23 protein-coding genes are annotated in these 22,522 nt (G+C 61.9%); 15 read left to right on the forward strand and 8 right to left on the reverse strand.

The genetic code is table 11. The features are described 5' to 3' along the window. Nucleotides 1-107: 107 nt before the first annotated feature. Nucleotides 108-470 carry a hypothetical protein gene (locus B0G80_RS08265; RefSeq protein WP_116117668.1) on the reverse strand — a complete coding sequence of 121 codons (363 nt, stop codon included), beginning with the start codon at nucleotides 468-470 and terminating at the stop codon, nucleotides 108-110. Nucleotides 471-484: 14 nt separating this feature from the next. Next, entirely contained in the window at nucleotides 485-1,000 is a 516-nt protein-coding gene (locus B0G80_RS08270; protein WP_116117669.1) for a phage regulatory CII family protein, read from the reverse strand. 457 nt (nucleotides 1,001-1,457) lie between these two features. On the opposite strand from B0G80_RS08270, the gene B0G80_RS08280 reads away from it, so the two are divergent. The 9 genes from B0G80_RS08280 to B0G80_RS08315 all read left to right on the forward strand — a co-directional run bounded on the left by B0G80_RS08280 (nucleotide 1,458) and on the right by B0G80_RS08315 (nucleotide 5,931). After that, nucleotides 1,458-1,958, forward strand: coding sequence for a helix-turn-helix domain-containing protein (locus tag B0G80_RS08280; RefSeq protein ID WP_116117671.1), 501 nt, complete (start codon nucleotides 1,458-1,460; stop codon nucleotides 1,956-1,958). A gap of 595 nt (nucleotides 1,959-2,553) precedes the next feature. Beyond that, nucleotides 2,554-2,760 (forward strand): hypothetical protein, encoded by a 207-nt coding sequence (locus tag B0G80_RS45200; protein WP_147309844.1) that lies wholly within the window; start codon nucleotides 2,554-2,556, stop codon nucleotides 2,758-2,760. A 25-nt stretch (nucleotides 2,761-2,785) separates the two neighbouring features. After that, nucleotides 2,786-2,971, forward strand: a complete 186-nt coding sequence (locus B0G80_RS08285) for a hypothetical protein (RefSeq protein ID WP_116117672.1) — start codon at nucleotides 2,786-2,788, stop codon at nucleotides 2,969-2,971. 177 nt (nucleotides 2,972-3,148) lie between these two features. Then, nucleotides 3,149-3,325 (forward strand): hypothetical protein, encoded by a 177-nt coding sequence (locus tag B0G80_RS46760; RefSeq protein WP_258878862.1) that lies wholly within the window; start codon nucleotides 3,149-3,151, stop codon nucleotides 3,323-3,325. After that, nucleotides 3,322-3,567: a hypothetical protein gene (locus tag B0G80_RS08295; protein WP_116117674.1), complete on the forward strand. Its 246-nt coding sequence runs from the start codon at nucleotides 3,322-3,324 to the stop codon at nucleotides 3,565-3,567. The genes B0G80_RS46760 and B0G80_RS08295 overlap by 4 nt, the downstream gene beginning before the upstream one ends. Then, entirely contained in the window at nucleotides 3,557-3,871 is a 315-nt protein-coding gene (locus B0G80_RS08300) for a hypothetical protein (protein WP_116117675.1), read from the forward strand. Before B0G80_RS08295 ends, B0G80_RS08300 begins: the two co-directional genes overlap by 11 nt. Continuing rightward, nucleotides 3,864-5,147, forward strand: a complete 1,284-nt coding sequence (locus B0G80_RS08305; RefSeq protein WP_116117676.1) for a ParB/RepB/Spo0J family partition protein — start codon at nucleotides 3,864-3,866, stop codon at nucleotides 5,145-5,147. The genes B0G80_RS08300 and B0G80_RS08305 overlap by 8 nt, the downstream gene beginning before the upstream one ends. Then, entirely contained in the window at nucleotides 5,144-5,557 is a 414-nt protein-coding gene (locus tag B0G80_RS08310) for a hypothetical protein (RefSeq protein WP_116117677.1), read from the forward strand. Before B0G80_RS08305 ends, B0G80_RS08310 begins: the two co-directional genes overlap by 4 nt. A 68-nt stretch (nucleotides 5,558-5,625) precedes the next feature. Beyond that, nucleotides 5,626-5,931 carry an AlpA family transcriptional regulator gene (locus tag B0G80_RS08315; RefSeq protein ID WP_258878956.1) on the forward strand — a complete coding sequence of 102 codons (306 nt, stop codon included), beginning with the start codon at nucleotides 5,626-5,628 and terminating at the stop codon, nucleotides 5,929-5,931. Here B0G80_RS08315 and B0G80_RS08320 read toward each other — a convergent pair. Beyond that, the gene (locus tag B0G80_RS08320; protein ID WP_116117678.1) at nucleotides 5,885-7,159 is read right to left on the reverse strand and encodes an integrase family protein; all 1,275 of its coding nucleotides are present in this window, start codon (nucleotides 7,157-7,159) and stop codon (nucleotides 5,885-5,887) included. The genes B0G80_RS08315 and B0G80_RS08320 overlap by 47 nt on opposite strands. 175 nt (nucleotides 7,160-7,334) lie before the next feature. On the opposite strand from B0G80_RS08320, the gene mutS reads away from it, so the two are divergent. Then, nucleotides 7,335-10,031, forward strand: coding sequence for a DNA mismatch repair protein MutS (gene mutS, locus B0G80_RS08325; RefSeq protein ID WP_116117679.1), 2,697 nt, complete (start codon nucleotides 7,335-7,337; stop codon nucleotides 10,029-10,031). Further along, nucleotides 10,018-11,376: a hypothetical protein gene (locus tag B0G80_RS08330; RefSeq protein WP_116117680.1), complete on the forward strand. Its 1,359-nt coding sequence runs from the start codon at nucleotides 10,018-10,020 to the stop codon at nucleotides 11,374-11,376. Before mutS ends, B0G80_RS08330 begins: the two co-directional genes overlap by 14 nt. Here B0G80_RS08330 and B0G80_RS08335 read toward each other — a convergent pair. Next, on the reverse strand, nucleotides 11,356-11,898 hold the full coding sequence (locus B0G80_RS08335; protein WP_012433513.1) for a peptidylprolyl isomerase: 543 nt from the start codon (nucleotides 11,896-11,898) through the stop codon (nucleotides 11,356-11,358). The two genes, B0G80_RS08330 and B0G80_RS08335, sit on opposite strands and share 21 nt — an antisense overlap. Nucleotides 11,899-11,930: 32 nt before the next feature. On the opposite strand from B0G80_RS08335, the gene B0G80_RS08340 reads away from it, so the two are divergent. Both B0G80_RS08340 and B0G80_RS46370 read left to right on the forward strand, forming a co-directional pair. Next, entirely contained in the window at nucleotides 11,931-13,181 is a 1,251-nt protein-coding gene (locus B0G80_RS08340) for a cupin domain-containing protein (protein WP_116117681.1), read from the forward strand. A 232-nt stretch (nucleotides 13,182-13,413) separates the two neighbouring features. After that, on the forward strand, nucleotides 13,414-13,689 hold the full coding sequence (locus B0G80_RS46370) for a hypothetical protein (protein ID WP_083772052.1): 276 nt from the start codon (nucleotides 13,414-13,416) through the stop codon (nucleotides 13,687-13,689). Between the two features lie 145 nt (nucleotides 13,690-13,834). Here the strand turns inward: B0G80_RS46370 and B0G80_RS08355 are convergent, their stop codons facing one another. The 3 genes from B0G80_RS08355 to B0G80_RS08365 form a co-directional block, all read right to left on the reverse strand. Further along, nucleotides 13,835-16,108, reverse strand: a complete 2,274-nt coding sequence (locus B0G80_RS08355; RefSeq protein WP_116117682.1) for an ATP-dependent DNA helicase — start codon at nucleotides 16,106-16,108, stop codon at nucleotides 13,835-13,837. A gap of 64 nt (nucleotides 16,109-16,172) precedes the next feature. Beyond that, entirely contained in the window at nucleotides 16,173-16,391 is a 219-nt protein-coding gene (locus B0G80_RS08360; RefSeq protein WP_007181361.1) for a DUF465 domain-containing protein, read from the reverse strand. A 124-nt stretch (nucleotides 16,392-16,515) separates the two neighbouring features. Then, on the reverse strand, nucleotides 16,516-17,448 hold the full coding sequence (locus B0G80_RS08365) for a hypothetical protein (protein WP_116117683.1): 933 nt from the start codon (nucleotides 17,446-17,448) through the stop codon (nucleotides 16,516-16,518). On the opposite strand from B0G80_RS08365, the gene B0G80_RS45755 reads away from it, so the two are divergent. Together B0G80_RS45755 and B0G80_RS08370 are read left to right on the forward strand one after the other, a co-directional pair. Continuing rightward, nucleotides 17,384-17,671, forward strand: coding sequence for a hypothetical protein (locus B0G80_RS45755; RefSeq protein ID WP_181919930.1), 288 nt, complete (start codon nucleotides 17,384-17,386; stop codon nucleotides 17,669-17,671). The genes B0G80_RS08365 and B0G80_RS45755 overlap by 65 nt on opposite strands. A 157-nt stretch (nucleotides 17,672-17,828) precedes the next feature. Then, nucleotides 17,829-20,177, forward strand: coding sequence for a Tex family protein (locus B0G80_RS08370; protein WP_116119575.1), 2,349 nt, complete (start codon nucleotides 17,829-17,831; stop codon nucleotides 20,175-20,177). A 182-nt stretch (nucleotides 20,178-20,359) separates the two neighbouring features. Here the strand turns inward: B0G80_RS08370 and B0G80_RS08375 are convergent, their stop codons facing one another. Continuing rightward, nucleotides 20,360-22,246, reverse strand: coding sequence for a potassium transporter Kup (locus B0G80_RS08375; protein ID WP_116117684.1), 1,887 nt, complete (start codon nucleotides 22,244-22,246; stop codon nucleotides 20,360-20,362). Nucleotides 22,247-22,522 lie beyond the last annotated feature (276 nt).

Genomic DNA, 22,522 nt, shown 5'->3' on the forward strand with positions numbered 1-22,522 from the left:
CGACCGGCGACGTACGTCTGTGGGCCGGACGACAGGCGCCCGAACGAAGGGTTACAACGGCGAAGCAAGGAACTCGCACCGCTCAAAGTCACTTTGGTGTCCCCTGATTACTTGCCGCGAAGGCGGCGCCATTCCGTCGACATGAGCTGATCGAAGCGCTCCAGATCGGCAGGCGTGAGCCCGCCCTCCAACTGGCGCCTGAAGTCATGTCGCTCGGCTTTTGTCGGCAGCGCCGCGCAGATGGATGCGGCCCGCTGCACAAACACAGGAACAACCGCCGCGCGCAATGCTGCCAGGCGAATCAGCGCGAGGTTTGTCGGAAAGGTATTGATAAGTGATGCTAGGAATTGCGGCACCTGCTGAGGATCTCGATCGGCGATCCATTGCAGGGCGGACATGCCGCACGCAAGCTGCTGGTTGACGGTACAGGACAATTCGATGCGCTCGCGGTGCGGGTTGCAGCATGACATTCCGGCGCAAAACCTCATGCTGACCGACGTCCCATCCTGCTAACGGCCTGCACAGTCCGCAGGAGGCGATCGAGCAATCTCTGGTTTTCCCTCGCGGCCACGGCTATGGAGTCGGCCTCGTGTGGGGTGATTCGCCCATCGGAGATTGCATCGATCACCACACTCGACACATCGCCAGATCGCTGTGCGGCTTCTGACGCGGCGATCGCAACAGCCTCAACGGTGCCGCTTGAGTCCTGCTCTGTGGCCGGGCTGGCGCTTAAACCAAATCGCTCATTGAGTGCACAAAGCGCATCAAGGTATTGTGGCTGGCGCTTCTCTTCCATCCATTCGAGCAGCAACTCGAACATCTCCATGGACAGGCGGTTCTCGCCTTCGCCACGCAGACGCAGGCGCAACGACTCGGTGCCAATGCTCTTGCCGCGACGATTGGTCAGGAATGCCGCTGCGTCCGCTACTCCGCCGGGGGTACTGCGTACGGCCGTGTACAAGACGTCGAGCCAATCGGTGCCGCTGTATCTGCAAGTCATAGGCCCTCCGGTTTCTCTTTAGAAATGTGGTTTTCCATACTGTTTACCGATGAAAGGCTCTCGTACCATCTGGGCTTGCGAGCCCCTTCGCGCCATACCCGCAAGAAATGTCAGTGGGACGCGTGAGAGCTCTCAGTCGTCGATGAATGTTCTGGCCGACCAGCGAAGTAGTCGAACAAACTCTGTACTGTGGAAACACGAGGATCTGCGTGGATGCGACAAGCAATCTTCGTTAGCGTCTGGTACGGCACACCGCTGCGCTCCGAGATTTCCGGCCAGGTACCGCGTGTTTCGGCCAACTGTCGCAGGACGGCGTCGAGCATTTTTTCCTGAGCCATCTTTCATTCCTCAAACAATGAGATTGACGCGATCATATCCTCTTCGGGATATTTACTCAAGGGTTGAGCTACCGTCAAATATCCCGCGAGGGGTATCCGTATTCGGCATGATTGGCCCTATGAAAAGGAAACCGATCAGGGAAGTGTTGGCGGGAAACGTGCGAGCTCACATGAGCCGGAACCCGGCCGTCGACACGCAGACAAAACTGGCCAGCAGAGCCGGTATTTCACAGAGTTCCGTCGCACGCGTTTTAGCGGGCAATGTAGATACGCAGATAGGCATCGTGGCAGCTTTGGCAATCGCGATTGGGGTTGAGCCAGGCCGTTTGCTGGATGATGCGGACGCGAGCCCAGAGCTGCAGATCGACAGAGAGCGGTTCGCGAAATTACCCGCAACCGAGCGGGCAAAAATCCAAAGCTACATCGACTTCGTTATGGCCCAGCCCGACCTGACAAGCAGCGAGACGCTTTCGATTTCTCAAAAGCTGACTCAATCCAAAGACCAGGAAGATCGCAATCGTCAAGCCGCTCAACGTCCAATTTCCAAAGACTCGTTGAGCATCAATGAAAACCACGACCAAGCCGTTCCGGGGCATCGAGGCCGCAAACGCGTCAGGTAAAGTTCTCCACTTTCCCGATTCCGCAATTTCACCTGACGCGCAAAACGTCGCCTCTCGCCAACGCGCTGTGCGCGACGCCCTAACGGGTCATACGCGCACAGACAATCCCGCCGCCCCCGTTGCCTATGCCCTCGCCATAGTCCTACCAAACGGGACCATCGAATTCTCCACTCAAGGCATCGAAAGAGACTTGGCCATCCCATTGGCGGATTCTTTAGATCGACTATCGGCAATCCTGCGAAACCACGGCAGCTCGCCGAGCCGTGGGCGGCGGAATCAGCGAGGCATAGCGAAACTTGCCCCGCTTGTAGCCATCGCGTTTATGGCAGCAACTTACCTGAACGATCTCGCCTGGCTAGACAGCCTCCTGATGATCACCGGTCAATTGTCTGTCAACTGGCTGCTCCGACGGGGCAACCCAACCGGGTAGGCGCAATCCCCGAGCGGGTATTTTCGGCAAAAATTCAAAGACAAAACGCCCAATCCTCAGTCACTCCGACCACGGATATCCCCTTAGGGATTGACATTGAATATCCTTACGGGGATACTTAGATCCGAAGCCCGCCATTCCGGCGCGTCTCGTTGCGGAGATCACATGGATTCCCTACCCGATCAAGCCAGACAAGCTCGCCAAGCTTGGCTTTGCGAAATGCAGAACGGCCAGACGCGATCGCAAAGTGACTTTGAGAAATCTGCCGTTTGGCGCGGCGTATTCGTCGCGGCATTCATCGTGATCGTGATCAATATCCCGGTCTCGCCACCTACGGCGCAAAGTCACGCGCTTGCCCGCGCCACGGTGTAGCCGCTCGATGACTCGGCGATTTCCCGTGACCGATGCCGACATCGCTCGGGAACACCGCCTCCGCCATCTGCCCGGCTCTGCCGTCGACTCGATCACCAATCCCGCGCTTCGAATCTGCCTCGCCAATTGTGCCGAGCTCAGGAAAAAGCAAGCGCAGCCCAAACAACCAACGCTGGACGGCAAGCGTCTTGCCGCTGGCGATACGGACTAACGCCACATGCCAAGAGCAAAACTCAACGCACCGCCAGAGCCAACGCGGCGAGACACCATCGGTCTGCGTTCGACATTCCACTACGACCCGATGGCACCGCGCGTAACGGCGCCAGTCATGGTCGGCAAATATGTTGTCGCGCGTCGACCGCTCGCGGGCAGCGTACACACGCTTTACATGATTCTCGACGGCACCGAGGTCGTCGGCACATCGATCTCTTATCCGAACGAGGACGACTGCGCGACGGCGATCAAGAAGAATCTCCGCCAGCGGGCCGAATCACTTGCCGCAACTACAATTGCGAAGGCGAAAAAGCGCAAGTCGCGCGCACTGCGCGTGAAGGAGGCAGCGTGACCTTTGCCCTCCTCGTCGCCATCACCACATGCTGTGCTGTGTGGTTTCTTACCGGCCATCGTCAGCAACGACACATCGGCTTTGTCTTCGGCCTGGTCGACGCAATTCTGTGGCTGTTCGCTGGTGTGTCGGCCGGCAGGCTCATCGTTGTCGCAATCGCGGGATTCTGTGCTTTCTGCTTCGCACGGCCGTTTCTGCGCGTGTGGTTGGTGAAACTGTTCGGGAGGCGCCATGCGCAATGACCTCTCTCCGATCTGCAAAGCGTTGATCGCATTCTTAGCTGGCCAGCGTGATCCGCTGACGATCGACAATATCGAGGCCGCGTTGCCACATGCCGATCGACATGCGCTCCGCCTGGACCTGCACATGCTAGTGCGAGGTACGGTCGTGCGGCAGGCCATCCGACGCTCGGACGAACGCCTCGTGTACTGGCTTGCCGGCCTAACTATCGCTCCGTTTGACGGCACGTTGTTTCACTATGCCCCGGATGCCACGTTTGCCGATGTAGCCGGCATCCAGTCCACGCTGGAGGCGAATCATGGCTAAGACCAGCCCGCTCGTTCTCGACGCAATGATTGTCACCGGTAACACGAAGGCGGCTGTCAAAGCTGCCGGCGGCGGATCGTCGGATCTGTGGACCGTACCGCCGAGCGAGATTCATTACGACCCGCGTGACAACGTACGCCCGCTCGATCAGGACCGCGTCCGCCATCTCGCCGAGCTCATCAAGGCGAACGGATACGATCGCAAACAGCCGATTGGCTGTTTCGTCCGCAAGGTCGGCGGCCAAGATCGAATCTTCGTCTATGCCGGCCAGCACCGCTTCCATGGCGCGTTGCTCGCGATCAAGGAAGGTGCGCCAATCGACCGACTCCCCGTCGTCATCGACGAAGCCAAATCGGTCAGTCGCGTGAACTTGATCTACGCCGGTATTAACACCAACGACGGCGAGAAGCTGACGCCGCTGCAACTCGCCGAGAAGGTCATCGAATTGCAGGAGCTCGGTGAGCCAAACGCCACGATCTGCAAACGCCTCAACGTTACGGACCAGACCATCCGGGATGTATTGCTGCTCGCAAACGCGCCCGTCGCTCTGCACAAGCTGATTCGCGATAAGGTTGTCGCATCGACACTGGCTATCGAGGAAGTGCGCGCACACGGCGGAGAGAAAGCTCTAGAGCGCCTCCAAACCGCTGCGTCGAAGGCAAAGGAATCGGGAAAGAGCAAGGTTACTGCAAAGGTGCTGGCCGCGACCGCACCGAGGCCCATTGCAGATGGGCAGATCACCGAAATGCAGGCAAAGCAACTTTTGCAGGCGCTGCAGTCCGTCCTTCATGATCCGATGTTCGGCAAGCTATCGCCCGGCACGATTGCAGGCGTGCACGCCGCTCTGACGCCTCACGCCGACCTCCTCGACGCCGTGTCGACGAAGCGCTCCGCGCACCCGATCCACCAGCCAAACGAGCATGGCGTTTTTGCTACGCATGAGACTCTCAGTTGCCCTCCGCTGAAACGCCTCGGCAACTCTCCGGTCGAGATCCGGCTAGCACAGCCCGAAAACGGAAGCTGGATTTTTGCCACGTCCTACACGGTTGGCACATGCCACGCCTCAGGGCCGCTCAAGATGAGCGAAATCACAGCAATCTTTAAAACGCGCGGCCTGGCGATTCGCGGTGCCGTGCAGTCGCTCCGGAAGCAACTCGATCAGCGGAATACTCGCAACGCCAAAGAGATGCCAGCGATCCGCGCATGGCTGGAGAAACTGTGGATCGCGCCGGACCCCGATTGGACCGAAGAATTGGCGCGAGGGAAGGTTCAATGATGGTCCGCCCGGCCACTTCTACCCCACGCCCGCTGCCGCGTAAGCGGGAAACAGCGGACAAACGCCATCGGCTTTCGCGCGCTGGCGCCGTCCCGGCGCTTGCATCGAGCGGCGACGTCAACGGCAGCGGGCTCACGCCCGCCAAAACGATCCAGACGGACGAAGGCCAGTCGGATTCCCGACTGGCCACGCTCGCGCGGATCACAGCCCTTCGTCTCGATCTCCGCCAATTGGTTCAGCACATCGCACACGGTGCCGACATCGGCCTGCTCGACGTCATATGCGACGAGGTCGGCAGCTATAGCCGGCACAAAGCAGCACAGGAAGCCCGCACATGGGCCGAACAGGCTCGTCTGTCCATCGAAACCGGTTTAATGCAGCTCGACCGCGCGCTGCATCCGTTGGTATGAGAATTGTCGTGACGAAACCGGACCAGATCACCGCACGCAAAGTCGACGTCGACGCGAGGCCCCTGAAGATGGCTAACACGAAAACCGCGCTAATCAAGCCGCTATATCTTGACCTGGAAACTGTTTGCACGATCGTGTCGCTCGCGCCGGCAACCGTTCAACTGCTGGTTCGTCAGGACCAGTTCCCAAAGCCAAGACTTTTGTCCGGCCGACGCGTTGGGTGGCTGCTTCGGGAGATCGAAGAGTGGGCAGAGCAGCGACCGATTTCCGATCTGCTTCCGCCGCCGAACACCGGCGCTCGTCGCAAAAAGTCGGTTACCGCGACGATCAACGGCCACCCGACAACTGCTCTAACCGCTCCGACACCCGCGTGAGCCATACGCGGCGTTCCGCATCATATGCGTGCCGGTTATACACGCCCTTGATGCCCTCCTGCATGTGGCCGATCACAGCCTCACCCACTTCGTCAGGGCACCCCATCGACGCCAGCATCGTTCGTATGGTGCGGCGTAGATCGTGCGGCGCCCATACGGTTACAGGTAGACGCGGGCGCACCATGTCGGGGTTAGTTTTCGAGTAAGGCTGACGGTAGTGGACCGCCGTCTGGACAACCTTTTGCTCGATGTGAGCCGCCGAACCGTTCGTCGGCGGAAATAGATGTCCCTTGCCGTATACGCTCAGCCGGCGGCGGACAACCGTTTCCGCACGACCAATCAATGGGACGCGTAGATCGGTAGCATCCTCATGCCGCTCGTTCTTGGTCTTCTCTTTGGGTATCGTCCACCACCATCCGTCACTTTCCTCAGTGATCTCGCGACCCTCCATCGCCACGATCTCGGACCCACGCGTGGCCGTCCATAGATAGAGTGTTAATGCGTCACATACGCTTCGACTGAAGTTCGGAAGCCACGGAATCAGGACCGCCAGTTCAGCATCCGACAACGTCCGCTTTTTCCCTACCCGCTTGCCGCCGATCGTCTTTCCCTTGCTCTTCAGCTTGCCCCGCATGATCAGACGCCACCAATTCGGTGCGTCTTGCGACAGGCGGCCGGCGTCGTGTGCGTATTCCCACGCCGCTCCTAGCTCAGCGCGCAACTTCGCCGCCTGAACGGGAATGTGGGCGTGCGACTCGATAAGATCGAATGCTTGTGCGCGCGTCATCGTTTCTGCAGGGACGTCGGCGAGCGGGCCGAGCATGGTTCGGAACATGCGCGCAATCTCATTCGCACCTTTAGTCTTGCGATTGCGCTCGACGTGCCCCTCGAGGTAGTCGCGGCAAAGGTTTCCCATCGTGTATTTCAACGTCTGCGGTACCATATCGCCGATCGAGGCTGTACTCGGTTGTCGCTTCTTGGCGACCGGCTCTTGCCCCTCATTGCGCGCCTCACGAAGCTTTTCCCAAGCGGCGGTTGCGGCAGCTGGCGACATCGCCGGCCACTCCCCGATTTTGGTTTGCTTCATGCGCCCGTCGACGGGCGATTTATAGCGGTAGGTCCAGCTCTTTGTCGTCTTTGTCGCCACCAAGCGCAAGCCGGGGCAATCGGTAACAGTTAGGTGTTGATCAGGCCCAAGTTGCTTTGCCGCGCGGGCATCAAAATGCATGAGAGTCAGCGTAGGTTTTGCCGGAAATTCGCAAAGCGACACCGGCGTAGGTTAAGAGGCGTATATGGCCAGAAACCTACGCTAAGACCGCAAGTTTTGCAATGTGCTGCAGCACGTAGACATGCTTGGACAGAAACTTGCAAAAAGGCACCACGCCTTGCTAGGTATAGGATAGATGGAAGAAACAAGCGCAAAACCTGACGTACAGGGGATAGACATCAGCAGCCACACGCCGATGATGCAGCAGTATCTCCGCATTAAAGCGGATCATCCCGGCACACTGGTGTTCTACCGGATGGGCGACTTCTACGAACTCTTTTTCGAAGACGCGGAAAAAGCCGCACGTCTGCTCGATCTGACACTCACGCAGCGTGGCGCGTCGGCGGGCAATCCGATCAAAATGGCCGGCGTGCCGCATCACGCGGTCGAACAATATCTCGCCAAGCTCGTGAAACTCGGCGAATCCGTCGCGATTTGCGAGCAGATCGGCGACCCGGCTACATCGAAGGGTCCAGTCGAGCGCAAAGTGGTGCGCGTGGTCACGCCGGGCACGCTCACGGATGCAGCGCTGCTGTCCGATAAGAGCGACGTCTATCTGCTGGCCATGTGCGTCGCGCATAACCGACGCGGCGTCGCGACCAGCGTCGGCCTTGCATGGCTGAATCTGGCGAGCGGCGCGTTGCGCCTCGCCGAAGTCACACCGGACCAGGTGGCGGCGGCGCTTGAACGCATTCGCCCCGCGGAAATTCTGGTTGCCGACACACCAACCGACTCGGCAAGCTGGACGCCGCCGGTCAATGCGGGCGCCCTCACCCGCGTGCCGGTCTGGCACTTCGACGTTACCTCGGGCACGCAGCGCTTGTGCGATCAGCTGGAAGTGGCGGGCCTCGACGGCTTCGGCGCGCATTCGCTCACCTGCGCATGCGGTGCGGCCGGCGCGCTGCTGTTGTATGCCGCGGCCACGCAAGGTCAGCAGTTGCGCCACGTGCGCAGCCTGAAGGTCGAATACGAATCCGAATATATCGGCCTCGACCCCGCCACGCGGCGCAACCTCGAACTCACGGAAACACTGCGCGGCACGGAATCACCTACGCTGTGTTCGCTGCTCGACACCTGCTGCACGACCATGGGCAGCCGCCTGCTGCGTCACTGGCTGCATCACCCGCCGCGCGAATCGGCGGTGGCGCAGGCGCGTCAGCAGGCGATCGGCGCCTTGCTCGATGCGCCGCCGGGCGCAAGCGTCGATTCGTTGCGCGGCGCATTGCGGCAGATCTCGGACATCGAGCGCATCACCGGGCGTCTCGCGCTGCTGTCCGCGCGGCCTCGCGATCTGTCGAGCCTGCGCGATACCTTCATTGCGTTGCCGGAGTTGCGCACGCAGCTCGCGGCCGTTGCGCCGAATGCGGATTCGCTGGCGCGCATCGACGCGTCGCTGGAACCGCCGCAAGCCTGCGTCGAACTGCTCAGGCGCGCGGTCGCGCAGGAACCGTCGGCGATGGTGCGCGACGGCGGCGTGATCGCACGCGGCTACGATGCGGAACTCGACGAACTGCGCGATATTTCGGAGAACTGCGGGCAGTTCCTGATCGACCTCGAGACCCGCGAGCGCGCACGCACGGGCATCGGCAATCTGCGCGTCGAATACAACAAGGTGCACGGCTTCTACATCGAAGTGACGCGCGGCCAGACCGACAAGGTGCCGGACGACTATCGCCGCCGTCAGACGTTGAAGAACGCCGAACGCTACATCACGCCGGAACTGAAAACGTTCGAGGACAAGGCGCTCTCCGCGCAGGAACGGGCGCTCGCTCGCGAACGCTCGCTCTACGACGCGCTGCTGCAGGCGCTGCTGCCCTTCATCCCGGATTGCCAGCGGGTCGCTTCGGCGCTTGCCGAACTCGATCTGCTGGCGGCCTTCGGCGAGCGCGCCCGCGCGCTCGATTGGGTCGCGCCCACGTTCTCGGCAAACACCGGCATCGAAATCGAACAGGGGCGGCATCCGGTGGTCGAGGCGCAGGTCGAGCAGTTCATCGCCAACGACTGCTCGCTCACGCCCGAGCGCAAATTGCTGCTGATCACCGGCCCGAACATGGGCGGTAAATCGACCTTCATGCGGCAGACCGCGCTGATCGCGCTGCTCGCTTATGTGGGCAGTTATGTGCCCGCTCGGCGGGCCGCCTTCGGGCCGATCGACCGCATCTTCACGCGCATCGGCGCAGCGGACGATCTCGCCGGCGGGCGCTCGACCTTCATGGTCGAGATGACCGAAGCCGCCGCGATCCTGAACGACGCCACGCCGCAAAGTCTCGTGCTGATGGACGAGATCGGCCGCGGCACGTCCACGTTCGACGGCCTCGCGCTGGCGTGGGCCATTGCGCGACATCTGCTCGCGCACAACGGTTGCCATACGCTGTTCGCCACGCACTACTTCGAATTGACGCAGTTGCCGGCGGAGTTTCCGCAGGCGGCCAACGTGCATTTGTCGGCGGTCGAGCATGGGCACGGCATCGTGTTCCTGCATGCGGTCAGCGAAGGTCCTGCGAATCAGAGCTACGGCCTGCAGGTCGCGCAACTTGCCGGCGTGCCGAATGCGGTGATTCGCGCGGCGCGCAAGCATCTCGCGCATCTGGAACAGCAGTCGGCCGCGCAGCCCGCGCCGCAACTCGACCTGTTCGCCGCGCCCATGCCGATGCTGCTCGAAGACGCGGACGACGAGCGCGATGCGAAGACGGGACCGGCGGCGTCGCCCGCCATGCAGGAACTCGTCGAACGTCTGCGCGGCATCGATCCGAACGATCTGCGGCCCCGCGAAGCACTCGATCTGCTGTACGAATTGCACGAACTGGCCGCCGCGCCGGATGCGGATCATTGACTCACACAGGCCCCCGCGGCGTCCGCGCAAACTTCGCGCGGCGCTGACCCTCGCCCTCACACTCACGGGTGGCGGCGTGCCGCTTGCGGGATTGTTCGCGGGGTTGTCGGGTTTCACGCCGGCGGCCTACGCCGACACGCCGCGCTATACGTTCGCGGTCATCGCCAACACGATGCAAAGCGTCGCCGACGAAGCGCCCACGCAGCGGTTGATCGAAGCGATCAGCCGCGAGCGCGATGTGTCGTTCATCGTGTACGACGGCAATCTCAAGGGTGCGAAAGAAGCATGCCGCGATGCGCTTTATGAGCGCCGCCACGCGCTGCTCGAAACGTCACGGCCCGCCCTTTTCTTCATTCCCGGCCAGCACGACTGGGCCGATTGCGGCATCGGCGAAGCCGGCGGTTTTGATCCGACCGAACGGCTCGACCAGTTGCGCCAAACGCTTTTTGCCGACGCCACCTCAATGGGTCAGAACCCGATCGCATTGACGCGTGAAAGCGAAGTCTCGCGCTTTCGCCCCTATCGCGAGAACGTGCGCTGGCAAGTGGGCGATACGGTGTTCGTCGGCCTGAATGCGCCGAGTCCGAACAATCATTATCTGACCGCGGGCGGCCGCAATGGCGAATTCGAAGACCGCGTGATCGCCAATGCATTCTGGCTGGAACATGCCGGCGAATATGCGAAACGCCGCGACGCGCGGGCGCTCGTCGTGTTCATTCAAGGCGATCCGGACCCTGAGCGTTACGAACGGCCCGACCGTTTCGCGTGGCTGCGCTTTGCACGCAACACCCGCCGCGACGGTTTTCTGGAATTGAAACGCAGCCTCGTGAAACTCGCGCAGATTTTCCGGGGACCGGTGCTAGTGATTCATTGCGACGACGAACGAGCAAGCACCGGCTTCGTGATCGATCAGCCGCTACGCAATGACAAGGGAATGCTGGTGACGAATCTCACGCGTGTCGCGCTCGCGCCGCATGATCGACTCAACCAGTGGATTCAGGTGGAAGCGGATCTCGGCAGGAAACCGCCGTTCCGCGTAAGTGTGCGCGATGTGCCCAGGCAAATGCCGATGCCCACCGCGCAACCCGTGCTGCCGCGCGATGAACCGGCTGCTTCGATGCCGGCTGTACCGGCGCTCGGACCCGCCTCGGAATTGCCGCCACTGCTGCCGACGCCCGGAGACTCGCAACCGGATCAGCAACCGCGCATACCGGCGGATCAGGGTGGCGGCGGTTACGGGCCGGCCATGTCGACGCCGCCCGCCTCCGCCGCTCAACCGCATACGCCGGGCGCTTCTTCAAGCGTGCCCGGCATGCCTGCAAGCTCAGTGCAGCGTGGGCCCTGACTTGCCTTCTTCTTCGTCGTCCTCGTCTTCGTCGAGGACTTCGAGGCCGTCGGCGCCATGCGCGTGTTCGTGCTGGATTTCGTCTTCGGTAGCAGGACGCACGTCTTTCACGGTCAGCGCGAAACGCAGTGCCATGCCGGCGAGCGGATGGTTGCCGTCGAGCACGACTTTGTCTTCCGCGACGTCGGTCACCACGTAGACGAGCGAGTCGAGGTCCTCGTCGCCTTCTTCCGGCGTGCCTTCGAATTGCATGCCGACTTCGAGCGGTTCCGGGAAGCGATTGCGCGGCTCGATCTTCACGAGATCAGGGTCGTACTCACCGAACGCGTCTTGCGGCTCGAGCTGGATCTGGGTCTCGAAACCGGCCTCGTGGCCGTCGAGCTCTTCCTCGATCTTGGGGAACGTGCCATCATAGCCGCCGTGCAGATAGACCATCGGCTCGTCGCTTTCTTCAATCAGATTGCCCTGCGCATCCGACAGCTTGTAAGCGACCGACACGACGGTGTTCTTTGCGATTTTCATTCGATTCTCCAGAATACAACTCACATTATACGATGCCCAAGCGGCCCACTGACCACCCGGCCGACGCAGCTTCGGCACGGAATTCGTCGCCGGCTTCAAAGCCGGCTGTTCCGGTTCTCCCGCCTTCGCCAGACACGCCAACACCGCTGCTCGGTAATCTGACGCCGTCGCAATTCATGCGCCGCTACTGGCAGAAAAAGCCGCTGCTGATTCGCCAGGCGATCCCGAACGTCGCGGCGCCATTGTCGCGCGACGAATTTTTCGAGCTGGCCGATCAGGACGAAGTCGAAGCACGCCTGATCACCCATTTCCGCAATAAATGGCAGCTCGAGCACGGGCCGTTCGCGCCTGACGAACTGCCTTCGGTGAAGCAGCGCGCCTGGACACTGCTTGTGCAAGGTGTCGATCTCCACGACGATCGCGCACGCGCCCTCCTCGACCGTTTCCGCTTCGTGCCGGACGCGCGTCTCGACGACCTGATGATTTCCTACGCAAGTGACGGCGGCGGCGTAGGGCCGCACTTCGATTCCTACGATGTGTTTCTTTTGCAAGTAAAAGGCAAGCGCCGTTGGCGCATTAGCGCGCAGAAAGATCTGACGCTGCAAGCCGGTTTGCCTTTGAAAGTTTTACAGAACTTCCAGCCCGAAGAGGAGTGGCTGCTCGAACCGGGCGACATGTTGTATCTGCCGCCGCACATCGCGCACGACGGCATTGCCGAGGGCGAATGCATGACCTGTTCGATCGGTTTTCGCGCCCCTTCGGCGAGCGAACTGACCGCGCAATTCCTCTACCATCTGGCCGAGCGCGGCGAGTCGGCGGGTCAGCCGGGCGCGCTTTATCGCGATCCGCAGCAACCTGCCGTGGAGCGTCCGGCCGAGCTCCCCGCAGCGCTGGTCGAGAGGGTTGGCGCAATCCTTGCTGGCATCAAATGGAATGAGCGGGATATTGCGTCGTTCCTTGGCACGTATCTCAGCGAACCCAAGCCGAGTGTCGTCTTTGATCCGCCGCAAAGCCCGCTTAATGAAGCCCGTTTCATCAGTCTGGCATCGAAGTCAGGCATTCGGCTGGACCGCAAGACTAATTTGTTGTACAACCGCCGTTTTTTCTTCGTAAACGGAGAGGAAACCTCATTTGATGGCGCAAAAAAGTGGTTGTTTGACCTCGCAAATCACCGCTGTATGAGTGCGAAACGCTTTGTAACACTCTCGCACGATTCGTCGGTGACAGCACGGCTACACGAGTGGTATTGTGCGGGCTGGATACAAGTGGGCGAGCTTGCGTAACTCTGCCTGCCTGCTATACCGTACAGTGAAATTTTGTATGAGAAAGACAACGTATTGACCCCGGATTTATGGATTGTCAGTACGAAAGTGCATATAATTTCCGCCCAAGCCGTAGGGAAGATTCGAGCTCGTCAAAAGAGCTTCTCCACCAGCGGCCCAGGTCGGTGTTGGAGCACATTACCGGTTTTATTTTGCGCTGTTGCTTACCTTTAAACCATAAAAGGACGTGATCATGAAGAAATCCCTCCTCGTAGCATCCCTGTTGGCAGCTGTGGCACTGGCTGCATGCAACAAGAGCAACGACCAAGCCGCTGCCCCGGCTAGCGACGCAGCTGCTGCTTCGGCACCGGCTGCCGCAGCTTCGGATTCGGCTGCTGCTGCTTCGGGTGCTGCTGCTGCTGCGAGCGACGCTGCTGCTTCGGCTACGACCGCTGCTTCGGACGCAGGCGCTGCTGCTTCGGACGCTGCTGCTTCGGCTGCTGCTCCGGCTTCGGGCGCAAGCCAGTAAGCTGTCGCATAGGGTTCGCCTCTGGGCGAAAACTGCATCGGGAAATCATCGCGATTTCCCGGGCAGTAAAGCAAAACGCCACGGATTCACATCCGTGGCGTTTTGTCATTCAAGCGCCACTTTTTTATAGCGGCGTTCATTGATTTTAATCAGGCTGATCAGCCTGTTGCGCCGGCGTCGCGCTCTCTTCAAAAAACTCGCGCACCACCTCGATCTCGCGTGTGCGTTTAAATGGCGGCAGACTCTGCCAGATACGGCGCCCATACGGTTTGTCGACGAGTCGTGTGTCGCAGATCATCAGCACGCCACGATCGGTCTCAGCGCGAATCAGACGGCCCGCACCCTGCTTCAGCGTGATGACCGCCTGCGGCAACTGATGCACGGCGAATGGACTCAAGCCTTTCTTGGTCAGTGCGTCGAGCCGTGCAGACAACACCGGATCGTCGGGCGGAGCAAACGGCAGCTTGTCGATTACCACCAGCGACAATGCGTCGCCGCGCACATCCACGCCTTCCCAGAAGCTCTGGCTGCCCACCAGGATCGCGTTGCCGTACGACCGGAATCGGTCCAGCAGTTCGGTGCGGCTCGCATCGCCCTGCACGAGCAGCGGATAGTCCCAGCCGCGCGCTTCGATCGTGTCGCGCAGCTTCGCCGAGATGCGGTCCACCGCGCGCAGCGTCGTGCACAACATGAAGACGCCGCCGCCCGATGCTTCGATCGCCGGCAGCGCGGCGTCGAATACGGCGTCGGTGAACATTGGCGAAGATGGCTGCGGCAAATTGCGCGGCACGTACAGCAGGCCCTGCGTCGGATAGTCGAACGGACTGGGCAGCGTCATCGAACGCTTCGCGTTCAGACCCATTTGCGCCGCGTAGTGCGTGAAATCGCCGCGCACCGACAGCGTGGCCGACGTGAAGATCCACGCGCGCGGCACACCGGCGCGCTGCTTCGCGAAGATCGGCGCGACCGACAACGGCGTTTCGTGCAACTGCACGGTATGCGAGAAGACTTCGATCCAGCGCACCTTTTCGTTGGGATCGGCGCGCTCGGTTTTGCCGTCGGCAGAGGCGCCGTCAGCGGCTTCGCGCTCGGTTTGCGTGGGTGGCGTGGTCCAGCCGGCAAGCACGCCCTGCAGCTCGCGTGCGCGGCGCAGACACGCGCCGATCGATTCCGCGCGCTCGGCCTGACCCGCCAGCGCGGACGCCAATGCATCGAGCTCGGTTTCGAGCGTTTCGAGTGCGGGGAACAACGGATGATCGTCCGGCAACTGGCCGATCGACAAGCGCACCGAATCTTCCTTGAAGGCAAGCCGCACATCGCGCGCGGCGCGCTCGAGCGTGGCGCCGAGCTTAACCCAGTCGACCGTTTCACGCGCATGGCCCAAACCTTCGGCCACGGAATCGCGTGCGAGCTCGAGAAACTGCGTGGTCGACAGCGTCTCGCCGAAGAACAGCGTCGCCGTCTCGGGCAGTTGATGCGCTTCGTCGAAGATGATCGTGTTGGCGGTGGGCAGCAATTCCGCCATGCCCGTATCGCGCAACATGATGTCGGCGAAAAACAGATGGTGATTCACCACCACGATATCCGCCTGCTGCGCCTCGCGGCGCGCCTGCATTACAAAGCAGTCCTTGTAATGCGGACATTCCTGGCCGAGACAGTTTTCGCGCGTGGACGTGACCATCGACCACACCGCAGCCGTTTCCGGCACGCTCGCCAGTTCCGCCTTGTCGCCGGTGCGCGTGATCTTCGCGAAGCGAACGATATCCTGCAGATACGAGGTTTCCTGACGCGAGGGCAGACGGCCGTTATCCGCGGTGCGCTGCAGATAGTAGTGGCACAGGTAATTCGCGCGCCCCTTGAGCATGGCGACCGATACCGGCACCGCGAGCGCATCGCGCACGGTCGGAATGTCGCGCTGAAAGAGCTGATCCTGCAAATGCTTCGTGCCGGTGGAGACGATCACCTTGCCGCCCCACAGCATGGCCGGCACCAGGTACGCATAGGTCTTGCCGGTGCCGGTCCCGGCTTCGACGATCAGCGTGTTTTCGCTGCCGTCGAGGCCGTCCGATCCGGCGCTCTCAGCGGCCTCGGCGGCGGCATCGGCACCTGCCCCCTGCAGACGCCGCGCCGGACGCTTCTGCGCCTCGAACATGGCCGGCTCGGGCATTGCGCGGCCCGATGCTTCCATGGCGGCGGCCACGGCACGCGACATTTCGATCTGCGACGCGCGCGAGCGGTAGCCGTCGATCTGACGGGCCAGCAAGCCGTTGGCGGCGAAGATCTCGTCCAGTTCGGCGACGCGGCGTGGATTCAGCGACGCGCTCAGTGCGGACGCGGCGGGACGCGGCTCCGGTGTAACGGCTCCTGATGCGTCGTCGCCCGGCGTGGCACGGGATGAAGTTTCAAGCGGTGAATTCAAGGCAAGCGTTTCCTGCAAAGTCCGGCTCGCGCGGCGCGCGCCCGGCGCCTGCCAGGCCGCGAACTCAGGCGCGCGCGTCCGGTTCGAGCTGCAATTGCAGCAAGATGATGGTGTCCTTGACTTTGAGTTTGCGCTTTTTCAGGCGCTGCAACTCGAAGTCGTCGATGCCGGGCTCATCCGACATTCGGTCGATCAAGCGATCGAGCCCACTATGCTCCGATTCCAGTTGCAGAATACGGTCGCGAAGTGTGTCCGCGTTGATGACGTGATGTTGATCGCGCATGCTCGCCTCCTCTCGTCTACGGCGGGGGCCGCGTGTGCGGCCCGATGCCTGAGGTTGCTGTCCGGCTTAAAACGCATAACGGCGGCTACGGCCCTGCCACTCAGCTCAGGGCCCTTCAGCCCGCTTACTGCTGCTGCTCCTGCTGCTGCTTTTGCCGCTCTTCCTGTTGCTGCTGTTTCAACGCGTCCTGACGCTTCTGCTCGGCTTTCTCGGCCGCCTGCTTCTGACGCGTCTCCACCTCGGCCTTGTGCTGCGCGGCGTCCGCCTGCTTCTTCTCGAAGCTCTGCTGCTTCTGCACGCGCTCCTGCGCCTTCTGCGCACCTTGCGCACGCGCCTCGTCGAGCTTGCGCCGGAAGTCGCCCTGCTTCTGATCGTACGCCTGCTGGTTGGCCGCCGCCTGCGACGGGCTGATGCCGCGCTGCGCTTGATCCAGCGCGTGCTGACGCAGTTTGTCCTGATACGCCTGCGCATTCGCGCTGCGCTGCGGCGCCTCGGCGGCGCGCTGCGCCTGATCGATCTGATGCTGTTTCTGCTTGTCTTCATACGCCTGCGCGTTGCGTGCGTCGTCGGCGGCACGCTGCGGCGCGCTCGCTTCGTCCTGCGCACGCTTGATGGCGGCCTGTTCGTCACGCACGCGAGCGCGCTGCGTGCGCTGTTCGCCGTCGAGCGCGAGCTGTTCCTTGCGAATGTCGGCCTGCACCGAGCGCATGCTGTCGCGCGCCTTGTTCAGGCAATAGTTGACGAAGAACTTGCTGTAGCAGTCGTGTTCCGCGACGCCGTAGCGGTAGTTGTTCTCCTCGGTGCGCTGATCGAGGGCTTTCTGGCGCGCGTTGAAATCACTATCCGACGCTACCGCGTTGCCGGCGCTGTCCGTGCCGTCGGCGTTCGTGGCGCCCTTGACCGTCGTGGCTTGCGCGCCCGACGCGGCGGCCGGCGTCAAGGCGCCTGCGGGCCGCGCGGCGCTGCTGCTCGCCGGCGTCGCCGACTGAGCCATGGCCGGCGTAGACGCGCCCAATGCAACGGCCAGCACACACGACGCGCATGACGCGAAAAACACCCCACGCGAGGCAAACGCGGACCTGAACGCGGAGCGCGGCGCCAATACGAGCGAAGAGAGCGAAGACCGTGGCAAACCCGGTGCCAGACCCGGCGGAAAAAACGGCGGCAGTTGTGACAAGCGAGAGACCAAGCGGGAGCCCAGGCAGTTGAGTGACAAGGAGATCGGCAACGTCGTAGAGGGTCAACGGAACATGCCCGAAATTCTATCACCCTGCGGTTGAGCCCTTTTGCATTTATGGCAAAATGCCCCGCTCCAGCAACCTGGTCGCAGCGCGCACGCCCGTCGTGCCCCGACGTGCCTCATGCGGCCCTCGCGTGCCGCCCACGTTCGGTCAGCGCGCGGCCTCCGAACTGAGTCCGCAGGAACACCAAGACCTTATGACGGAAACCGTAGCACTCAAGATCGTACAGCGCATCGCCGCCGAACTGTCCGTCCAGCCGCGCCAGGTCGCGGCCGCGGTGCAACTTCTCGACGAAGGAGCGACTGTTCCGTTCATCGCCCGCTACCGTAAGGAAGTGACCGACAATCTCGACGACACGCAACTGCGCAACCTCGAGGAACGCCTGCTGTATCTGCGCGAACTGGAAGACCGGCGCGCCGCGATCATTGCCAGCATCGACGAACAGGGCAAGCTCACCGACGAGCTGCGCACCGCGATCGAAGGCGCCGACAGCAAGCAGGTGCTGGAAGACCTGTATCTCCCATATAAGCCGAAGCGCCGCACGCGCGCGCAGATTGCCCGCGAAGCCGGCCTGCAGCCGCTCGCCGACGCGCTGCTGGCAAATCCCCTGCTCGACCCGCAAACCGAAGCCGCAGCCTACGTGGACGCGGAGAAAGGCGTCGCCGACGTCAAGGCCGCGCTCGACGGCGCGCGCGACATCCTCTCGGAACAGTTCGGCGAAACGGCCGATCTGCTCGGCAAGCTGCGCGACTACATGTTCAACCAGGGCGTGGTGTCGTCCAAAGTGGTGGAAGGCAAGGAACACGCGGAAGAAGAAAAATTCCGCGACTACTACGACTACGCGGAAACCATCCGCACGGTGCCGTCGCATCGCGCGCTGGCGCTGTTCCGCGGCCGCAATGCGGGCGTGCTGATGGTCAAGCTGGGTCTGGGCGAAGAACTCGACGCGCAGCTGCCGCATCCGGGCGAAGCGCTGATCGCGCGCCACTTCGGCATCGCCAACCAGAACCGTCCGGCCGACAAGTGGCTCTCCGACGTGTGCCGCTGGTGCTGGCGCGTAAAGGTGCAGCCGCATATCGAAAACGAGCTGCTGACCAATCTGCGCGACGAAGCCGAGCACGAAGCGATTCGCGTGTTCGCGCGCAATCTGAAGGACTTGCTGCTGGCTGCGCCCGCCGGCCCGAAGGCTGTGATCGGCCTCGATCCGGGTATGCGCACCGGCGTGAAGGTGGCGGTGGTCGATCGGACCGGCAAGGTGCTCGCCACCGACGTGATCTATCCACACGAGCCGCGCCGCGACTGGGACGGCTCGATCGCGAAACTCGCGCGCATCTGCGCGCAGACGCAGGCTGAACTGATCAGCATCGGCAACGGCACCGCGTCGCGTGAAACGGACAAGCTCGCGAGCGAACTGATCGCGCGTCATCCGGAATTCAAGCTGCAGAAGATCGTCGTGTCCGAAGCGGGCGCGTCGGTGTACTCGGCCTCGGAACTCGCGGCGAAGGAATTCCCCGACATGGACGTGTCGCTGCGCGGCGCGGTGTCGATTGCGCGCCGTCTGCAAGACCCGCTCGCCGAGTTGGTGAAGATCGAGCCGAAGGCGATCGGCGTCGGCCAGTATCAGCACGATGTGAATCAGCGTGAACTGGCCCGTTCGCTCGACGCGGTGGTCGAAGACTGCGTGAACGCCGTCGGCGTGGACGCGAATACGGCGTCGGTCGCCCTGCTCGCCCGCGTGTCGGGTTTGAATGCCACGCTGGCGCGCAATATCGTCGACTATCGCGATGCAAACGGTCCGTTCCCATCGCGCGAGCATCTGCGCAAGGTGCCGCGTCTGGGCGACAAGACGTTCGAGCAGGCCGCCGGGTTTCTGCGTATCAACAACGGAGAGAATCCGCTCGACCGCTCGTCGGTTCACCCGGAAGCGTATCCGGTCGTTGAACGCATGCTCGCGAAAATCAGCAAGCACGTCGGTGAAGTGCTGGGCAATCGCGACGCATTGCGTGGCCTCTCGCCCGCGGAATTCGTCGACGATCGTTTCGGTCTGCCGACCGTACGCGACATTCTGCTCGAACTCGAAAAGCCGGGGCGCGATCCGCGTCCCGAGTTCAAGACCGCGACCTTCCGCGAAGGCGTCGAAAAGGTCAGCGATCTGACGCCGGGCATGGTGCTCGAAGGTGTCGTGACAAACGTGGCGGCGTTCGGCGCGTTTATCGACATCGGCGTGCATCAGGATGGTCTCGTGCACGTGTCGGCCATGTCGACCAAGTTCATCAAGGATCCGCATGAAGTGGTCAAGGCTGGCCAGATCGTCAAGGTGAAGGTTCTTGAAGTCGACGTGAAGCGCCAGCGTATCGCTTTGACGATGCGCATGGACGATGAAGTCGGTGTGGCGGCGGCACGCAGCGGTGGCGGCGCCCAGCAGGATCGCGGCGGCGCGGGTCGTTCGGGCGGCGGTGGACGCGGCGCGCAGCAACAGCGCTCGCGTGAGCCGGAAGCGGGTGGCGCGATGGCGGCTGCGTTCGCCAAGCTCAAGCAGAAGTAATTTTTTGCCGCGTCAGAGGCGCGTGATTCGCTCACGCGCTTGATGAGCTTGATGAGCTTGTTGAGCACCGCGCGGTGCCCGATCAGTCACTCGCTCGATCAAGCTGCAAGCAAAAAGCCCACACACGTGGGCTTTTTTTTCGCGCCTCGATACACGAGGCGCCTGAAAATCAGCGGCGGCCTTCAGATCTCGATCTTGGTCCCCAACTCCACCACCCGATTAGCCGGAATACTAAAGAAGTCCGTCGGCTTCGCGGCATTCTGATGCATCCACGCGAACACACGTTCGCGCCACACCGACATGCCCGGCAGTTGCGTCGGCACCACCGTTTCGCGCGCAAGGAAGAACGACGTGTCCATCATCTCGAACGTCATGTCACGGGTGCGGCCGACTTCGAGCAGCACCGCCTTCACGTCCGGCGTTTCGTTGAAACCGTAGGCGGCCTTGACGAGATACAGGCCACCGTCGATGTCCTTGACCGTCACGCGCTCCGAGTCGTTCACGTACGGAATATCGCGCGTCACGAAGGTCAGGAAAATGGTGCGCTCATGCAGCACTTTGTTGTGCTTCAGATTGTGCAACAGGCTCACCGGCACGAGCGAATCGCTGCCGGTCAGATAGATCGCCGTGCCCGACACGCGATGCGGCGGATGCGCAAGCAAGCCCTGCAGGAACGGCATGAGCGGAATACCGTCCGCGGCCGTGCGTTCCTTGACGATCATGCGGCCCTTGAACCAGGTCATCAGCAGGAAGAACAGCAATGCGCCGATACCGAGCGGCAACCACCCGCCTTCTTCCACCTTCAGCAGATTCGCGCCGAAAAATCCTAGATCGACCGTCATGAACACGCCGATGATCAGCGCCACCAGCAGCTTGTTCCAGTTCCACACGTTCACCATCACGACGCAGGCGAGGATCGTGGTGATCACCATGGTCGCCGTCACCGCGATACCGTACGCGGCCGCGAGATTGTCCGAGCTCTTGAAGGCAATCACGATGCACAGGATGATGAACAGCAGCATCCAGTTCACCACCGGCACATAGATCTGGCCGATCGCCAGTTCCGACGTGTGCAGGATCTTCATGCGCGGCACGTAGCCGAGCTGGATTGCCTGGCTAGTCAGCGAATAAGCGCCGGAAATCACGGCCTGCGAGGCGATCACGGTTGCGACGGTCGAGAGCACGACGAGCGGCAGCAAAGCCCAGTCCGGCGCGAGCAGGAAGAACGGATTCTCGATGGCCTTCGGATCGTGCATCAGCAGTGCGCCCTGGCCGAAGTAGTTCAGCACCAGCGAAGGCATCACGAGGAAATACCACGCCATGCGGATCGGCTTCGCACCGAAATGGCCCATGTCGGCGTACAGCGCTTCGGCGCCGGTCAGCACCAGCACGACCGAGCCGAGCACCACGTAGGCCTGTAGCACGTGCGCGGCCATGAAGGTGTACGCGTAATACGGGTTCAGCGCGCGGATCACATTCGGCGACTGCAGGATATGCCACAGGCCGAGCACCGCGAGCACCGCAAACCACACCACCATGATCGGACCGAACAGACGGCCGACCATCGCCGTGCCGTGCCGCTGAATCCAGAACAGCAGCACGAGGATCACCATGGTGAGCGGCAGCACCAGATGCGACAGATGCGGCGCGGCGATCTCCAGACCCTCGACTGCCGAGATCACCGAGATGGCCGGCGTGATCACCGCGTCGCCATAGAACATGCAGGCGCCGAAAATGCCGAGCATCACCAGCACGCCGGCCATTTTCGACTTCTCGTCGAGCGAGCGCAGTGCCAGCGCCATTAATGCGAGCACACCGCCCTCGCCGTTATTGTCCGCGCGCATCACGAACAACACGTACTTGACGCCGACCACGATCACGATCGCCCAGAACAGCAGCGAGATCACACCCAGGATTGATTGATCGGTCAGCGGAATGCCGTGAGAGGGGCTGAAGGCTTCTTTCAGCGAGTACAACGGGCTCGTGCCGATATCGCCGAACACCACTCCGATCGCAGCGAGAGCGAGGGAAGGCAGAGGCTGTTTGTGCACGTGATTGTTATCTGTCATAAACGCGAGGAAATCCGTTCCCTGAGCGGAAAAACGACCGCCATTCTAAACTGCCGGCATGGCGCCGCCCGGCTTGTTGTGGATACGCCACGTGATGGTCCGCGCAGTGTAGCACTGCGATATGGGCGCGTCTGCTGCGCGAGCCGCATTGCCGGCATCGGCGTTGCGCGGTGTGCGAAGCGTACACGCACGGCCCGCACATAAAAAAACGGAGCCCACTGGGCTCCGTTTTGCGAGACTACGCAGGGTACGGCGCGACGAAGATACAACACGTTC

Source organism: Paraburkholderia sp. BL6669N2 (assembly GCF_003387275.1).
Lineage (GTDB): Bacteria > Pseudomonadota > Gammaproteobacteria > Burkholderiales > Burkholderiaceae > Paraburkholderia.

Bases quoted from the DNA above. Each gene is read 5' to 3' on its own strand.
- B0G80_RS08375 (WP_116117684.1), bottom strand. From the start codon at position 22,246: ATGACAGATAACAATCACGTGCACAAACAGCCTCTGCCTTCCCTCGCT.
- B0G80_RS08280 (WP_116117671.1), top strand. From the start codon at position 1,458: ATGAAAAGGAAACCGATCAGGGAAGTGTTGGCGGGAAACGTGCGAGCT.
- B0G80_RS08320 (WP_116117678.1), bottom strand. From the start codon at position 7,159: ATGCATTTTGATGCCCGCGCGGCAAAGCAACTTGGGCCTGATCAACAC.
- B0G80_RS08265 (WP_116117668.1), bottom strand. From the start codon at position 470: ATGTCATGCTGCAACCCGCACCGCGAGCGCATCGAATTGTCCTGTACC.
- mutS (WP_116117679.1), top strand. From the start codon at position 7,335: ATGGAAGAAACAAGCGCAAAACCTGACGTACAGGGGATAGACATCAGC.
- B0G80_RS46370 (WP_083772052.1), top strand. From the start codon at position 13,414: ATGAAGAAATCCCTCCTCGTAGCATCCCTGTTGGCAGCTGTGGCACTG.
- B0G80_RS46760 (WP_258878862.1), top strand. From the start codon at position 3,149: ATGATTCTCGACGGCACCGAGGTCGTCGGCACATCGATCTCTTATCCG.
- B0G80_RS08335 (WP_012433513.1), bottom strand. From the start codon at position 11,898: ATGAAAATCGCAAAGAACACCGTCGTGTCGGTCGCTTACAAGCTGTCG.
- B0G80_RS08370 (WP_116119575.1), top strand. From the start codon at position 17,829: ATGACGGAAACCGTAGCACTCAAGATCGTACAGCGCATCGCCGCCGAA.
- B0G80_RS08300 (WP_116117675.1), top strand. From the start codon at position 3,557: ATGCGCAATGACCTCTCTCCGATCTGCAAAGCGTTGATCGCATTCTTA.
- B0G80_RS08310 (WP_116117677.1), top strand. From the start codon at position 5,144: ATGATGGTCCGCCCGGCCACTTCTACCCCACGCCCGCTGCCGCGTAAG.
- B0G80_RS08305 (WP_116117676.1), top strand. From the start codon at position 3,864: ATGGCTAAGACCAGCCCGCTCGTTCTCGACGCAATGATTGTCACCGGT.
- B0G80_RS08330 (WP_116117680.1), top strand. From the start codon at position 10,018: ATGCGGATCATTGACTCACACAGGCCCCCGCGGCGTCCGCGCAAACTT.
- B0G80_RS08340 (WP_116117681.1), top strand. From the start codon at position 11,931: ATGCCCAAGCGGCCCACTGACCACCCGGCCGACGCAGCTTCGGCACGG.
- B0G80_RS08360 (WP_007181361.1), bottom strand. From the start codon at position 16,391: ATGCGCGATCAACATCACGTCATCAACGCGGACACACTTCGCGACCGT.
- B0G80_RS45755 (WP_181919930.1), top strand. From the start codon at position 17,384: ATGGCCGGCGTAGACGCGCCCAATGCAACGGCCAGCACACACGACGCG.
- B0G80_RS08315 (WP_258878956.1), top strand. From the start codon at position 5,626: ATGGCTAACACGAAAACCGCGCTAATCAAGCCGCTATATCTTGACCTG.
- B0G80_RS08270 (WP_116117669.1), bottom strand. From the start codon at position 1,000: ATGACTTGCAGATACAGCGGCACCGATTGGCTCGACGTCTTGTACACG.
- B0G80_RS45200 (WP_147309844.1), top strand. From the start codon at position 2,554: ATGGATTCCCTACCCGATCAAGCCAGACAAGCTCGCCAAGCTTGGCTT.